This window comes from Dokdonia genika (assembly GCF_042652845.1).
Classification (GTDB): domain Bacteria; phylum Bacteroidota; class Bacteroidia; order Flavobacteriales; family Flavobacteriaceae; genus Dokdonia; species Dokdonia donghaensis.
Genome location: NZ_JBHSHB010000007.1, coordinates 103,603 through 118,555 on the forward strand (window position 1 = coordinate 103,603; position 14,953 = coordinate 118,555).

Below are 14,953 nucleotides of genomic sequence, written 5' to 3' on the forward strand. Positions count from 1 at the left end.
GTTAGAATATAATAGTGTAGCGGTTGCTACGAGTAATTACTTCTTAAGAGCGTCTCTGATCTCTTTTAATAAATCAATCTCAGATGGTCCTGGATCTGCTGGAGCTTCTTCTACAACTGGCTTCTTAGTTTTGTTGTAAGCTTTAACCATCATAAATAATACAAATCCTACAATGATTAAGTTTATGATCGCGTTGATCCACTTACCATACATAATTGCATTTTCTGCAGTTGTAACTGTACCATCTGCAGCTACAACAGCCTCATCAAGTACTACTTTAAGATCTGCAAAGTCTACACCTCCTGCAAAGTGACCTACGATAGGCATCATAATATCTCCCACAAAACCGTTTATTACTAATCCTATTGCGCCTGCAAGGATAACAGCTACGGCAAGATCTATGACGTTACCCGTCATAATAAACTCTTTAAATTCTTTTAACATTTTAGTCAGTTTTTAAGGTTAATTTTAACACAAGGTAACAAAAAAAATGAAAGCCTAAAGAAACGTTAATTTTTTTGATGTTAAAAATACTATTCTCGAAGAACGACACGTTTTACTCGCTGACCAACCATAGTAAGTAATTCGTAAGAGATAGACTGCACTTTTTGAGCTAAAGCATTTGCCCCTGTGTGTGTTCCAAAAATCTCTACATCATCTCCCTCCTCACAGGTAATATTTGTAACGTTTACCATAATCATATCCATACAGACGTTCCCAACAAAAGGAGCTTTCTCTCCCGCAATTGTTACGTAACCTACGCCATTACCGTAGGCTCTAGAAATACCATCTGCGTGACCTATAGGTATTGTTGCGGTTACCATCTGCTCTTTTGCAATAAGGGCTCTGTTATACCCTACACTGTCACCTGAGTTAATAATATGTTTTTGTGAGATTACAGACTTAAGACGAGCAACTGGTTTTAAGTTTGCTGTTTCTTCTGGTGTATTACCATATCCATACAACCCTATACCTGTGCGCACACAATCATAGTGAGCACTGGGATAATTAATAATCCCTGAAGTATTGGTCATATGCATAAATGGTGCATAACCTAATTGGGTCTTTATTTCATTTGCTATTTCATCAAACTGGGCAATTTGATGTAAAGTAAAATCGCGCTCGTCAAGATCTTCACTAGCCGCTAGGTGTGAGAATAAGGATTTCACCTTTAGATGCTCGGATTTGAGTACCTGTTCGACAATCCAAGGGACATCATCTGCTGTAAACCCTAGCCTATTAAGACCTGTATTAAACTTAAGGTGAATGGGATATGCGGTTTGCTTTTTTGCTTTCGCGAAAGCGGAAAACATCTCCAGCATCCTCTTACTATAAATATTAGGCTCCAAACAGCGCTCTAGCAGTGTTTCAAAATTATCTGGCTGTGGATGCAGTACTAAAATAGGTGTTGTGATACCCGCATCTCTCAGCGCGACACCCTCTGCCACGTATGCCACCGCAAAGTAGTCTACATTGAGTTTTTCTAACTCTTTAGCAACCACTTGTGCATCACTACCATATGCAAATGCCTTTACTACGGCCATCATTCTTACATTTGGCGCGACTTTGCTACGCATATACGTATAGTTATGCTTTAAAGCACTGAGATCTATTTCTAACCGTGTTATAGCCATCTAGCTAGGGTCTTGAGGAGCCTCTTTTTGAGTAGGAGTTATCTCTTCTGGTTGATCTACATCCATCTTACGAAGACGATCACGCAGCATTGCTTTAAAATATGCCGCTCTAGATAGAGGTTCATACTCTTCTGTCTCGCCTAGCATTACAATATCTTGGCCTTGTGCTTTTCTATAACTATACTGTGCTAGGTTACCTGTACGTGTGCAAACGGCGTGTACTTTAGTCACATACTCTGCTGTTGCCATAAGGTTAGGCATAGGTCCAAAGGGGTTTCCTTTAAAATCCATATCAAGTCCCGCAACGATTACTCTTATGCCTCGGTTTGCAAGATCATTACACACCTTTACAATCTCATCGTCAAAAAACTGTGCTTCATCTATACCTACCACATCACAATCATCTGCAAGAATAGGAATATTTGCTGCTGCTGGTACAGGTGTAGATCGTATCTCATTTGAGTCGTGAGAGACTACCATTTCTTCATCATAGCGCACGTCTACCGCAGGTTTAAAGATTTCTACTTTTTGTTTTGCAAACTGCGCGCGCTTGAGCCTACGGATGAGTTCTTCAGTTTTACCAGAGAACATCGACCCACAAATGACTTCTATCCAGCCAAATTGCTCTTTATGATTTACTGTATTTTCGAGAAACATTTTGTACTTTTCTACACCAAAACGAATTTAATTTCGTTTTATCAATCCCAATGATTAGGAGTAGGTAAATGTATCAAAATTACGTCGAAACCGACCCCACATATCTCAAAGTTATGAAGAAATCCATCAAGGCAGACCTTGTAAGCCTAGCACACAAAATATTACAACTACGTGATACAGCAGATTATACTAAGCTAGCAGCTACCTCTAGAGAACTACACGAAAAATTAACCGTACTGGCCTATGCAGAAAAGCTAGAAAAAACAGGTGTACCCACAATAGGTCTCAAAGATGTAGAAGATAATCTTGAGGCAGTAACTTCTATCGAGACCGTAAAGCAAGACCTATTTTCTGAACCTACAGAAAGTGAGCAGGCAAAAGGAACAACAGATCACCACAGACCTGATGGTACAGAGTACAATGATGAAGATCCAGTACACGAGCCCGTTATAGAAAAAATAAAAGATATGTGGCCAGAAATGGCACCAGAAGCGGCAGATATTGATAAGGTGATAGACTCCATCATCCCGCAAGAACCTGCTGTAGGTAAAAATGACAGCTTTACAATAGGCTCTGAGTATGGTCAAACACCCATATTTGAACCAAAAGAAACAACAACCGAGACTCCCAAAGAAGAAGAAAAACCTAAGAACCTTAATGATCGCTTAAAGACAGGGCTTAAAATAGGGCTTAATGATAAACTCTCTTTTATAAAACACCTCTTTGCCGGAAGTACGTCTGACTACAACCGCGTGTTAAGCCAGCTAGAGACATTTGCTTCTGCTAGCGAGGCGAGAAACTTTATTACCCAGATGGTAAAGCCAGACTATAATAACTGGGAAGGTAAAGAAATACAAGAGGAGCGATTTATGGAGGTCGTTGAAAGTCGATACGCGTAATTTATTCAAGACTGCTTTGTCTATAACTGTTTTAAATAAAAAATCTGCTTCCACTTTTGTGGAAAGTGCAATTTTCAATAATAACTTTCTGCTGTTTCTTATATTAAAATTAAGAAAGACCAAAACTGACAGAATAATTGTTTCAGAAAATCACTTACAATTAATTCTTTCTAATAAAACAATTTTAAAAAAAGATTTTAAGAGCATAAACTTCATAAGTTATGATGGACTAAAAGAGCAAATAATAGTTTCAACTCAAAGTGGTGTTTTTAAAAAATCGTTAAAAGCTTTTAGGATTACTTACGAAGAAGGCAAAGAGCTTAAATCTCAGTTGCTTAAATTCAATTCTAACCTTAATAACACCAACTTATGAAAACACAACGCATCATTTACTGGATTGCTACCATAGGTATTTGTGCCATTATGTTATACTCTGCACAAATGTATTTTAGAAACACAGCGATGGTTGAAGGTTTTTTTGAATCTTTAAACTACCCCACATACATTGTTATACCGCTAGCCATATTAAAAATTGCAGGTGTTGCAATGGTACTCTGGCGAGGTATTCCCTGGCTTACAGAATGGGCATATGCTGGTATTTTTATGGATGTTGTGCTCGCTGTAGCGGCACATTATAATGCAGACCAGGATATTACTCTCACACTTGTTACAACGGTTCTCGTACTTGCATCATATTTTTTTGGTAAAGAGGTACGACCTATGTATCGCTAGATTTACAGCTACAAACTGTCATTAATCACTAACTTTGCGGTATGTCAAAACTTTATCTCGTACCCACACCCATAGGTAATCTTGAAGATATGACCTTCCGTGCCATACGCATACTTAAGGAGGTAGATCTTATTCTTGCAGAAGATACACGCACTAGCGGTAAACTACTCAAGTACTATGAGATAGACACCCAGATGATGAGTCACCATATGCATAATGAGCATAAAACGGTAGATGCTATTGTAAAGCGCATTGCTGCCGGGGAGACCATAGCTTGTATAAGTGACGCGGGTACACCAGCCATTTCTGATCCTGGTTTTTTACTTACGCGTGCTTGTGTAGAGGCAGGTATAGAGGTAGACTGTTTACCAGGTGCAACGGCATTTGTACCTGCACTTGTAAATAGTGGCTTCCCTAATGATAAGTTTGTTTTTGAAGGCTTTCTCCCTGTAAAAAAGGGTCGCCAGACTCGTTTTCTTGCACTTAAAGAAGAGACACGCACGATGATTATTTATGAGTCGCCTCACAAGCTAGTAAAGACCTTAGGCCACTTTGTAGAATACTTTGGAGAAGATAGACCTGTATCAGTATCTAGAGAGATTACAAAACTACACGAAGAAACCGTGAGAGGTACCGCAGCAGAGGTACTAGCACATTATACAAACAAACCTCCTAAGGGTGAGATTGTCATCATAGTAGGTGGCAAAAGCAAGTAGTTAAATGGTTTTTTTTACGCTTTCGCGAAAGCGTAATCTTAAAAATTATAAGTCGCCGCAAGTATTAAATTTCTTCCCGCAGCAGCTATTCCAGAAGAATACGTACGGTAACGCTGGTCTGTAATATTCTCAAGATTTGCTGTAAAAGACCAACTATCTGAAAGTACATATCTACTAGCAATACTCAAGTCATACCAGCTAGGTGAAAAGGGATTACCATCTCCGTCTAGTGCATAAAGGTGTGAGTTACTTTGCTGGCTAGGAGCAAGCTCATCAAAATCAAACTTACCGCTATATGCCACAGAGGCATCAAGTGTCCACTTATCTTTTGCCCAGATTAAATGCCCATTTCCAAAGAGTGGTGCCACGTGTCTAAAAGGCACATAACTCCCATCTTCTTGCTCTACACCACTCGTGTAATTAAACTGGCTTGTGAGTTTTAAATGCTTTGTGAGGTTTGCATTTGCCCCTATCTCCACACCATATACCTCTGCCTTAGACGCGTTTTGAATAGCTTGTACATTACTAGTTTCACCTTGATACTCTATTTCTGTAGCACCATTAAGATTAAAATCGCGACGCACCAGCGCGTTCTCCAGCAGTGTATAATACCCGTTTACATCAAACTCTAGTACGTTAGAAAAATTAAGACTCACGCCCAGCTCTCCATTATAGGCATATTCAGATTTAAGATCAGGGTTAGGCACAACAACAGAACCTGGCTCGCTATCAAAAATTTTACCCACGTCATCTATATTAGGTGCTCTAAAAGCTGTACCTACATTTGCCTTAACACTTACTTTTTTTGACACCTCGTGAGTCACTCCAAAACTTCCAGTGAGATTACCCGTACTCAAGTCTGCGTTTTGAAAAGGAAATGCAAAAAACTCATTATTATCAGAAAAGTCTGCTGCTAGTAAGATATGATTATAACGTAATCCCGTTTGTAAATGTGTCTTATCAGAAAGCTCTATTTGTGCACTGGCATAAGCTGCTAGCGATTGCCAGGTAGAGCCATCTGGATATCTCGAGGCTGTGTTTGCAATGTCACCCGTAGTTATGTCTGTTACTTGACCATCTGAGTGTACTTTGTTATGTATATACTCAAGGCCATAAAATATTTTGTTTCTCTTAGTCTCAAGCTTCTTAACAAAATCTAAACCTACAGATATTGCATCTACACTCTCATCTGTCTCAAAGAAGTCTGTCGCGTTAAAATCCCGGTCATTTCTACTTTCTTTAGAATTCTGGTAAGTAAAGGTACCTATCACTCTATCGTAGTACTGACCATTACCTTCTTTATTAACCTGGAGGTTAGTCATAAACCACTTTTGTGGACCATAAAACCACTCTGCCGATCTAAATTCGCCATCACGTTTTCTCGTTAATCTATCATAACGATCATAATCTGATGTGGCTGCATAAATCACCCCAAGGTTAAAATCCCACTTTTCATTAGGTGTATATCTCACTTTTTGCATTAGATTAAGTGAGTTAAAAGCAGAGCCTACTTGTACCAGTGGGTCATCATTTGTGACAGCTACATCTACCCCATCTATAGTCTGCACATATTCAGAACGTAGGTAATCATCTGGGCCGTGCTTCCCTTGTCGCTGGTTATCATAATCTGAATAACTAGCACTTGTGAGGAAAGACCACTGCCTCTTACCCAGTGTGATATCAAAGTGACCCGTCTTCTCATTATTGGCCGTATTTACTCTAGCCACAGCTGTACCTGTTACCGTAAGGCTGTCTGAAAATGATAGTTTGGGCTGTTTTGTATAAAAATTCATCACTCCACCTACAGCGTCACTACCATAAATTACCGAACCTGGACCTAGTAATACTTCTGTGCGGTTTATAATAAAAGGATCAATAGATATCACGTTTTGCACGTTTCCACCTCTAAATATGGCCGTGTTAAATCTCACACCGTCTAATGTGATAAGTAGCCTATTTGTAGAGAATCCTCGTATGAGTGGACTACCTCCACCCTGCTGACTTTTTTGAACAAAAACAGACCCACTTGTCTCTAGTAAATCTGCCGCTGTTTGCGGGTTTGCTCTTATAATATCCTTTGAGGTGAGACCTACTATTTTCTGAGGTACATTCTTTCGGCTTTGTGCAAATTTGCTAGCAGAGAGCACAATTTCTGTAAGCTGGTTATCCTTTTGTTTGAGAAAAATTCGGTTTGAAAATGCTGCTATTTGTGCTTTTGTATACTGAGCGTCCTTATGTGCGACTTCTTGAAAATAAAGGGTTTCCGCTTTCGCGAAAGCGGTCACATCTGCCTTACCATCAAAATCTGTGAGTGCACTTTTACTCTTGTCATTATTAAAGATAGCAACCCCTATTATAGGCTCACGCGTGTCTACATCTAGTACTGTAATGACCTGAGAGTAAGAAGTAAAAGACAGCAGCAGAAATAGGGATAAAAGTATGCGCATTTAGCTAAAAATTGAGTTAAGCACCGCTAGTGAGCGAGGTTTCTTAAAACCTTGCAAATGTAACTCATAATACTGTAACAGTATATTGAGAAAGGAGGTGCGTTGTTTTTGGTTTAGTTTGATTTGTGTAAGTGCATCAAAATTTATGCCTAAGAACCTTTTTAACAACTCAATTTCTTCTCCAGATCTACTATACAAGGTGCGCTCTGAAGACTCAAAATAACCATCTAGCAAATTAAAATATATGTGATGTGCCTCACTATCATCTGGATAGAAGCCTAGATAACCGCTTAACTTCACTAAAAATAATAGATGAAAATTTGCAATATCACTATGTAAATCTAGCCATAAGCTTGAGGCAACCAGAAACTCAAATAATGGAGCATTTTCTTCTTCCTCTTGCACAGAAGATCGCAGCATATCTGATATAAAAAAAACAATAGCACTCTTTGCAACCTGCGTGTGCAGACTCGTATAATGAGTAATGACTTTTGCTTCTCTTATACTCTCGAGGGTTCCCTTGTCTTTATGGTTTGCTTCTATCTCCAGATGGGTGAGCGGCTGAAACATCGCTACACGTAGCTTTCCTTTTTTGGATTTAAGAATGTTTCGCAGTAGATAAGACTTGACACCGCTGCTTTTTGTAAAAGCCTTTACAATAAGATCTGCCTCACCATACTTGAGCGCAGAGAATACAATAGCTTCTGTTTTTACTAGCATTATCGTATGATCATCACTTTTTCTATGGTAGTCTCTTGCATTTCTTCTGGAGGGCCGGTAATGAGTAATAAGTATACCCCAGAAGCAACCTTATGACGGCCAAAGGCTGTTGTATCCCACTCTATGCTGCCACCTGTGGTATTTTCTTCATAAACGAGGTTACCTACTAGGTCTGTAATTTTTACATTAGTACGAGCGGTAAGTCCTTCTATACGCACGTTACCATTAAAGCCTGGTCTCACTGGGTTAGGATATATAAGTACATTCTCCAGGTTATCTGCAGGAGCGGTTGAAGTACCATCAAAAGATACCATACCTCTTACGGTACCAAAGTAAACGCTACCCGTCTCTGGATCTATCGCAACAGATTGTACCGTGTTAGACGGCAGTGGTGAGTTATCTGTAGTGAAGTGAAAAATGGTTTCTTGACCATTAGGACTCACGTAAAACACACCAGAGTCTGCAGTGGCTAGCCATTTATTATTTGCTCCATCTACAATGATATCTGTTATCACTTGGTCATTAAGCAATTCTTGAGCTAGACCATCCTCTAAAAATATAATTGCATTTGCGCTTATCTGAGGGTTTTCAAAAATTTGTGATGGGCCAAATAGTACTCTAAGACCTAATCGTGTTCCAATCCACAAAGCCCCGTTTCTATCTATTGCTAGCGAGCGTATATCATCTATAGGTAAATTTGCTGCTCCATCTTCTCCTGCAAGTCTTGCAAACTCATTAGTAGCGGGATTATAAGCAATCACACCTCTGGTATCTGTACCAAAAAACACAACACCATCAAGACCTATTGCAAGGGCATCAAGATTTGCATCACTTCCGGCGAGAATCTCCTCTGTATTAAAAGAAGAAAACTGTCCCGCTGGACTTACCCTATGCAAGCCTAAAGGTGATCTTGCATTAGTCACCCAGAAATTACCCTCAGCATCAAACGCTCCTCCGTTTACACGTACATCATCTGTAGTTGATGAAACAGGAGATAGCGAACTATTATTTTCATCATATAAAATACTAGGCGTTGCATCTAGTACCTCAACTAGACCTCCATTAAAAGAACTTGCATACAGCTGTGTTGGGTCTAAGGGGTTTACAGCGACGTGCACAAAATTTGTCGCCCCAAAAAGATCTCCAGGGTTTATAAAACTCCACCCTAAACCCTCTTCATATCTACTTATTCCCTGTGTTTTGAGCGGGAAAGGATTATAAGAGACATCAAAATCTCCAAAAACAGACCACACGTTTCCAGCACTTGCTGCTACATCAAAATGTTCATTTTCTAGCGGACCATTAGGAAGTAGCCTTGCTACATCAGAAATATTATTACTAGAAAATCGCGCCACACCAGAACCCAGTGTCCCAACAAAGATTTCTCCTTGAAGTGTCAATGTAGTAGTATATCTTGTTGTAAAACCTTCTATCGCACCATAGGTTTGAGCTAGATTTTGATTTTCATCATAAAGTAAGACGGTAGCATTATATGTTACAGATAAGAAATCTTCATTAGGTCTAATGTCTATTACCGTCTCTGGGTATGATTCAAAAATGTTATAATCTAACCCATTTTGAGAGATAAGAATCTGGTTATCTTCTTGTAAGTAAAGGTCATCATTAAAACTTACGATCTCTTGATATGATCCAGTGCGTATAGTCTCCCAGTTATCAAAATCTATAATATTATCATTTGCAACAAGTGCCCTACGTAAACCTCCGTCACTAGACGCTGCATAGATGTATGGCTCTTGTATGGCTACACTACCTATATCTAGTAAGCCACCGCCGTTACCTATAAAATAAGAATCGTCAAACTCTAACTGGTTGAGTTCAAATAAAGAAATACCAAAGCCTGATGATATATAAACAAAGCCATTATACTCTTCAAAATGATTAATGCGCTTACGGTCTGGTGGGATAGCAGGTTTATTAAAAATATCTACCACTGTAAGAACATCTGTGCTATTACCTACTACAACATCTATAACACCATTTTCATACCCTATAAAAAGTGTGTCAAAATTTTCACTATAATAAATAGCAGATATTACATTACCAGAAAGACCATTTACGGTGGTTCTAGTCTCTATAGTCTCATCAAGTGTGTCATATATAAAAACAGCATTTTCTGAAGCCACGTATACTCTATCATTACCAGAGGTCATATCAGACACTCGGTTATAAGAGTAATGTGCTGTCCAGTTTTCTGAAAAGTCTTGCGACATCACTGTAAATGATGTGAGAAGAATCAATAAGAAAAAACGCGTCTTCACTACCGGTAACTGTTTATTTGTATAAAACGACCAAATGTACAATTATTGCTTTGAGCACAGAAATGGAGCTAGGTTATGCATAAGATAGTTAGGTTTCCTGATTACGCTTTCGCGAAAGCGTACTACTACCCATAAAAAAATCAGACAGCCTGAGCTGTCTGATTGTAATACTATATTATATGTGTGACTTATTATACTACTCCTTGAGCTAGCATAGCATCGGCCACCTTTACAAATCCGGCAACGTTTGCTCCTTTTACGTAGTCTACATAACCGTCTTCATCTTTTCCATACTCTACACACGCTTCGTGTATGTCTAGCATAATCTTGTGAAGTTTTTGATCTACCTCTTCTGCAGTCCAGTTAAAACGCAAACTGTTTTGAGACATTTCTAGTCCAGATGTCGCAACACCTCCTGCGTTTGATGCTTTTCCAGGTGAAAAAAGAATTTTTGCATTATGGAAAACTTCTATAGCTTCTGGCGTACAAGGCATATTTGCACCTTCGGCAACGCATATACATCCGTTATCTACTAGTGTTTTTGCCTCATCTCCATTAAGTTCATTTTGTGTAGCACAAGGAAGTGCAACATCTACCTTAGTAGACCAAGGTCTTTGTCCCTCGTGATACTCTGCGCTTGTGTATGTATCTACATACTCGCTTATACGACCACGTTTTACATTTTTAAGATCCATAATAAACGTAAGCTTATCTACATCTATACCATCTTTATCATAAATGTAACCTCCAGAGTCTGACATAGTCACTACTTTACCTCCTAGTTGAGTAACTTTCTCTGTAGCATATTGAGCAACGTTTCCAGATCCAGAAACTGCTACTGCTTTACCTTCAAAAGTTTCACCTTTAGTCTTAAGCATACTTTGTGCAAAGTATACATCACCATAACCGGTTGCTTCTGGACGCATTAATGAACCTCCATAAGTAAGACCTTTACCTGTAAGTACTCCTGTAAACTCATTACGAAGTCTCTTGTACTGTCCAAACATATATCCTATCTCACGACCGCCTACTCCTATATCTCCAGCAGGTACGTCTGTGTTAGGACCTATGTGACGAGCTAGCTCGCTCATAAAGCTCTGGCAAAAACGCATTACCTCTGCATCAGACTTTCCTTTTGGGTTAAAGTCAGATCCTCCTTTGCCACCACCCATAGGTAATGTAGTAAGACTGTTTTTAAACACTTGCTCAAACCCTAAAAATTTAAGAATACTCAAGTTTACAGAAGGGTGAAAACGAAGTCCTCCTTTATATGGTCCTATAGCGCTGTTAAACTCTACACGGTATCCTCTATTTACTTGAATCTCTCCAGAATCATCTGTCCAAGGCACTCTAAACATAATAGTGCGCTCTGGCTCAACCATACGCTCTAAGAGTTTCTTACCCTGGTATTTTGGATTTTTTTCTATAAAAGGAATTACAGTTTCTGCCACCTCGTGGACTGCCTGCATAAATTCTGGTTCATTTGGGTTGCTCTGAGCAACATAATCGACAAATTTTTTAATGCTGTCTGACATAAAAGGTATCTATTATGACAATGCTTTAAACATTGTTCTGTTAGAGCTACAAATATACATTATCCTTGATTTTTAGCGTGTTTTTTTTAGAATATCATAATTAAATATACTATTGTAAGATTACACTTACGTTAAATATCATTTTAACTCAAAAAACCCGATGTTTGACATATTTTTATATATTTGCTCACCTAATTACCTACTTATGAGAGCCAAGTACCTACTACTGGCATTATTATTAATGGTGATCACACAGCAGGGCTTAAATGCTCAGTTTGGGTTTTCACACGAACTTGGCGTTATAGCCGGTCCAGTTGCGTTTCAATCTGATTATGGAGAGCGTAGTAATGTTGAGACCAACCTTGGTAATGTAGGCTTTGGTGTGGGGATAGTGCACTACCTAAACTTTGCCTATCAAGCAGACTGTAACTGTTACTCAAAGTACACCTACTTTAATGATCACTTTAAGGTACGAAACGAGATAGATTTCCATATAACAAACTTAGACAACTTTGGCCCAGAGGCGAGTGATAATGATTTTGGGGGTCTGCGATTACGCGCACATAAAGGGAGAACTCAAGTACTAGAGATAGGTTCACAACTAGAATACTTCCCTATGAGCATACGTGACTTCTCTGCAGGAGCCTATAAGTTTGCTCCGTATGTAAGTGTAGGAGCTCACTTTGTTTCCTTTAATCCTAGTGCTACAACCTCACTACGCGAGGATGGTAATATCTTTGGACAAGTACTCAATCCTTTTACAACAGACCCTACAGATACGGGACCTGCTATTATAGAAGGTTTTAATGTAGGTGAAGGACAGATGGGTACAGGTATTGACACCCGTGTGGGTGATACTTGGGCAATCACTTGGAGTGTAGGTACTCGTTATAAATTAGGTATTCTAAGTGATCTTAATATAGATTTGAGATGGCACTACTACACTTCAAACTGGGTAGATGGACTTAATCCAGACCCAAGACCTGTAAACAGAGTAAATGACTGGATATTCTGGATGAATGTAGGGTATATCTATTACCTAGATTAAAATACTGATAAGGTTGAGAGTTACGCTTTCGCTAAAGCGGAATACTACTCAAGAGCCTGCTCAAGATCTTCTATTAAATCATCTACATCTTCTATCCCCACACTTAGTCGTATTAAAGAATCTGTTAAACCTATTTTAAGCCTATCTTTTTTAGGTATTGCAGCGTGCGTCATTGTAGCTGGGTGACCGGCTAGACTCTCAACCCCTCCTAGACTTTCGGCGAGGGTAAAGATTTTTAAATTTTTTATAACCTTGAGTGCATCTTCTGTACTATCTCCATATGTGGAAAATGATAACATCCCCCCAAAATCTTTCATTTGTCTCTTAGCAATATGGTGGCTAGGGTGGTCTTCAAAACCTGGCCAGTACACCTTTTCAACTTTAGAATGATTTTTAAGATAATGGGCAATTGCACGCCCGTTATGACAATGTCTTTCCATACGCACGTGCAATGTTTTTATACCGCGCAGCGCGAGAAAAGCATCTTGAGGACCGCATATAGCGCCAGACGCATTTTGTATAAAATAAAGCCTTTCTGCTAGCGTCTTTTCATTTACAATGAGCGCTCCCATTACTAGATCACTATGACCGCCTAAGTATTTTGTAGCACTATGCATCACAATATGCGCCCCAAGATCTAGAGGGTTTTGCAGGTAAGGTGTCGCAAAGGTATTATCTACAGCAAGGAGTATGTTATTTTGATTTGCAAGTTTGGCCACGGCTTGTATGTCAAAAATGTTCATCATCGGGTTTGTAGGAGACTCCATCCAGATCATCTTTGTATTATTTGTGATTTGAGTTTCGATATTTTTAATATCACTCATATCTACAAAATGGAAGGTAATACCGTAACCTTCATAAACCTTAGTAAATAAACGAAAAGAACCACCATAGATATCGTTTGTTGTGATAACCTCATCACCAGGCTTAAGTAGTTTCATTACCGCATCTATTGCGGCCATACCAGAGGCAAATGCCATTCCAAATGCTCCATTTTCTATACTTGCAAGAGATTGCTCAAGTGCGTGACGTGTAGGGTTTGCAGATCTACTGTAGGCATATCCCTTATGATCACCCGGTGACTGTTGAGCATAAGTAGATGTCTGATAAATGGGTTGCATCACAGATCCATAAGCTGCATCTGGCTTCTGGTTACCGTGTATGGTTTTAGTATTAAATTTCATAGAGAGATTTTCATATAACAAAGCTACTTAACTCAAGTAGGAAGATAAAGTGCAGTGCACAACAAATAATTAAGGAATAGCCAACTATTTAACATACTAACGTTTGTTATTAAGCCTTTTGTAAGATTTTATTCACAATACTCTCCAATTTAATGACCATTTAACGAAAAAAAATAAATTAACCTTCATTAAAAAAGCCCTGTTAGCACAAATAACTTATATTTAACACATTGATAACCTTAAACAATATTAATATGAAAAAAATTACTTTTATGTGTGCACTACTAGTAAGTGCACTTTCTTTTGGTCAAGACTATGTCATTGACGCGGCAGCAACAGATGTACCTGTAGATTTAGATGGTACAGGAACAAGTACAGCAGACTGTGCTACAGCTCCAAACCTAGTAATTGCTACAGTGGCAGCAGAAGATGATTACACCATCGGAACTGATATGGCAGCCATTACTGGTGTAACTATAGACTTAACACACACTTGGTCAAGTGACCTCGACATTTTCTTAGTTTCACCTGCTGGAACTGAATTAGAGCTATCTTCAGATAATGGAGGAAGTGCAGATGATACTTATGCTATGACACTATTTACAGATGGTGGAGAAGACATCACAACTGCTACTACTCCATATAGTGCAGGACCATACGCTCCAGAAGGAGGAACATTTGCAGCTGCTTTTGAGGGTGAGACTACAGCGGGAGACTGGTCATTAAAAGTATGTGATGATGCTGGAGGTGACACAGGTACAATAGCTGGTTTTTCTTTAGAAATTACAGTTCCTGAGGCTTTAAGTACAGGAGAAAACAATGTAGACGGATTCTCAATGTTTCCTAACCCAGCTTCAAACGTGTTAAACGTTACTGCAGCTTCTACTATATCTAGTATTAAAGTATACAACCTTGTAGGTCAAGTAGTAGTAAACCAGAGAGTAAATGCTCTTTCTGATGCTATTGATGTATCTAACCTTAAAACTGGAGCTTACTTAGTACAAGTAACTGCGGAAGGTCAAACAGGAACTTACAAGTTTATCAAACAATAAGCTTTACAGTTTAAACTTTTTAAAAGGCTACTCATAATTATGAGTAGCCT

At 38.9% G+C, this 14,953-nt stretch carries 14 protein-coding genes; 6 read left to right on the top strand and 8 right to left on the bottom strand.

Going from position 1 to position 14,953, the window contains the following annotated elements:
• Positions 1 to 36 precede the first annotated feature (36 nt).
• From mscL to ACFO5T_RS01375, 3 genes are all read right to left on the bottom strand, one after another.
• Positions 37 to 444, bottom strand: a complete 408-nt coding sequence (gene mscL / locus ACFO5T_RS01365; RefSeq protein WP_038598415.1) for a large conductance mechanosensitive channel protein MscL — start codon at positions 442 to 444, stop codon at positions 37 to 39.
• An 89-nt stretch (positions 445 to 533) separates the two neighbouring features.
• Positions 534 to 1,634 carry an alanine racemase gene (gene alr, locus ACFO5T_RS01370; RefSeq protein ID WP_380031409.1) on the bottom strand — a complete coding sequence of 367 codons (1,101 nt, stop codon included), beginning with the start codon at positions 1,632 to 1,634 and terminating at the stop codon, positions 534 to 536.
• A complete protein-coding gene (locus ACFO5T_RS01375; protein ID WP_380031411.1) occupies positions 1,635 to 2,291 on the bottom strand; it encodes a thymidine kinase in 657 nt (218 codons plus the stop codon). It lies immediately after the preceding gene.
• Between the two features lie 113 nt (positions 2,292 to 2,404).
• Between ACFO5T_RS01375 and ACFO5T_RS01380 the strand changes: the two genes are divergently transcribed.
• From ACFO5T_RS01380 to rsmI, 4 genes are read left to right on the top strand one after another with little or no spacing between them, the layout of a single operon-like run.
• Entirely contained in the window at positions 2,405 to 3,190 is a 786-nt protein-coding gene (locus ACFO5T_RS01380; protein WP_380031413.1) for a hypothetical protein, read from the top strand.
• 16 nt (positions 3,191 to 3,206) lie between these two features.
• Positions 3,207 to 3,563: a hypothetical protein gene (locus ACFO5T_RS01385; protein ID WP_380031415.1), complete on the top strand. Its 357-nt coding sequence runs from the start codon at positions 3,207 to 3,209 to the stop codon at positions 3,561 to 3,563.
• Positions 3,560 to 3,922 (top strand): DoxX family protein, encoded by a 363-nt coding sequence (locus tag ACFO5T_RS01390; protein WP_380031417.1) that lies wholly within the window; start codon positions 3,560 to 3,562, stop codon positions 3,920 to 3,922. The genes ACFO5T_RS01385 and ACFO5T_RS01390 overlap by 4 nt, the downstream gene beginning before the upstream one ends.
• Positions 3,923 to 3,963: 41 nt before the next feature.
• Entirely contained in the window at positions 3,964 to 4,638 is a 675-nt protein-coding gene (gene rsmI, locus ACFO5T_RS01395) for a 16S rRNA (cytidine(1402)-2'-O)-methyltransferase (RefSeq protein WP_380031419.1), read from the top strand.
• 38 nt (positions 4,639 to 4,676) lie between these two features.
• Here the strand turns inward: rsmI and ACFO5T_RS01400 are convergent, their stop codons facing one another.
• The 4 genes from ACFO5T_RS01400 to gdhA form a co-directional block, all read right to left on the bottom strand.
• The gene (locus ACFO5T_RS01400; protein WP_380031421.1) at positions 4,677 to 7,085 is read right to left on the bottom strand and encodes a TonB-dependent receptor plug domain-containing protein; all 2,409 of its coding nucleotides are present in this window, start codon (positions 7,083 to 7,085) and stop codon (positions 4,677 to 4,679) included.
• Complete coding sequence (gene recO, locus ACFO5T_RS01405; RefSeq protein WP_038598396.1) at positions 7,086 to 7,805, bottom strand: DNA repair protein RecO; 720 nt, start codon at positions 7,803 to 7,805, stop codon at positions 7,086 to 7,088. It abuts the gene before it with no gap.
• Complete coding sequence (gene porZ, locus ACFO5T_RS01410) at positions 7,805 to 10,084, bottom strand: type IX secretion system anionic LPS delivery protein PorZ (protein WP_380031424.1); 2,280 nt, start codon at positions 10,082 to 10,084, stop codon at positions 7,805 to 7,807. Before porZ ends, recO begins: the two co-directional genes overlap by 1 nt.
• Before the next feature lie 191 nt (positions 10,085 to 10,275).
• On the bottom strand, positions 10,276 to 11,619 hold the full coding sequence (gdhA, locus tag ACFO5T_RS01415; RefSeq protein WP_380031426.1) for an NADP-specific glutamate dehydrogenase: 1,344 nt from the start codon (positions 11,617 to 11,619) through the stop codon (positions 10,276 to 10,278).
• A 205-nt stretch (positions 11,620 to 11,824) separates the two neighbouring features.
• Between gdhA and ACFO5T_RS01420 the strand changes: the two genes are divergently transcribed.
• Positions 11,825 to 12,667: a THC0290_0291 family protein gene (locus ACFO5T_RS01420; protein WP_380031428.1), complete on the top strand. Its 843-nt coding sequence runs from the start codon at positions 11,825 to 11,827 to the stop codon at positions 12,665 to 12,667.
• A 44-nt stretch (positions 12,668 to 12,711) separates the two neighbouring features.
• On the opposite strand, the gene ACFO5T_RS01425 is transcribed toward ACFO5T_RS01420, so the two are convergent.
• Complete coding sequence (locus ACFO5T_RS01425; protein WP_380031430.1) at positions 12,712 to 13,851, bottom strand: cystathionine gamma-synthase; 1,140 nt, start codon at positions 13,849 to 13,851, stop codon at positions 12,712 to 12,714.
• Positions 13,852 to 14,105: 254 nt separating this feature from the next.
• Between ACFO5T_RS01425 and ACFO5T_RS01430 the strand changes: the two genes are divergently transcribed.
• A complete protein-coding gene (locus ACFO5T_RS01430; protein WP_380031433.1) occupies positions 14,106 to 14,903 on the top strand; it encodes a T9SS type A sorting domain-containing protein in 798 nt (265 codons plus the stop codon).
• Positions 14,904 to 14,953: the final 50 nt, after the last annotated feature.

Bases quoted from the DNA above. Each gene is read 5' to 3' on its own strand.
- mscL (WP_038598415.1), bottom strand. From the start codon at position 444: ATGTTAAAAGAATTTAAAGAGTTTATTATGACGGGTAACGTCATAGAT.
- alr (WP_380031409.1), bottom strand. From the start codon at position 1,634: ATGGCTATAACACGGTTAGAAATAGATCTCAGTGCTTTAAAGCATAAC.
- ACFO5T_RS01375 (WP_380031411.1), bottom strand. From the start codon at position 2,291: ATGTTTCTCGAAAATACAGTAAATCATAAAGAGCAATTTGGCTGGATA.
- ACFO5T_RS01380 (WP_380031413.1), top strand. From the start codon at position 2,405: ATGAAGAAATCCATCAAGGCAGACCTTGTAAGCCTAGCACACAAAATA.
- ACFO5T_RS01390 (WP_380031417.1), top strand. From the start codon at position 3,560: ATGAAAACACAACGCATCATTTACTGGATTGCTACCATAGGTATTTGT.
- rsmI (WP_380031419.1), top strand. From the start codon at position 3,964: ATGTCAAAACTTTATCTCGTACCCACACCCATAGGTAATCTTGAAGAT.
- ACFO5T_RS01400 (WP_380031421.1), bottom strand. From the start codon at position 7,085: ATGCGCATACTTTTATCCCTATTTCTGCTGCTGTCTTTTACTTCTTAC.
- recO (WP_038598396.1), bottom strand. From the start codon at position 7,805: ATGCTAGTAAAAACAGAAGCTATTGTATTCTCTGCGCTCAAGTATGGT.
- gdhA (WP_380031426.1), bottom strand. From the start codon at position 11,619: ATGTCAGACAGCATTAAAAAATTTGTCGATTATGTTGCTCAGAGCAAC.
- ACFO5T_RS01420 (WP_380031428.1), top strand. From the start codon at position 11,825: ATGAGAGCCAAGTACCTACTACTGGCATTATTATTAATGGTGATCACA.
- ACFO5T_RS01425 (WP_380031430.1), bottom strand. From the start codon at position 13,851: ATGAAATTTAATACTAAAACCATACACGGTAACCAGAAGCCAGATGCA.
- ACFO5T_RS01430 (WP_380031433.1), top strand. From the start codon at position 14,106: ATGAAAAAAATTACTTTTATGTGTGCACTACTAGTAAGTGCACTTTCT.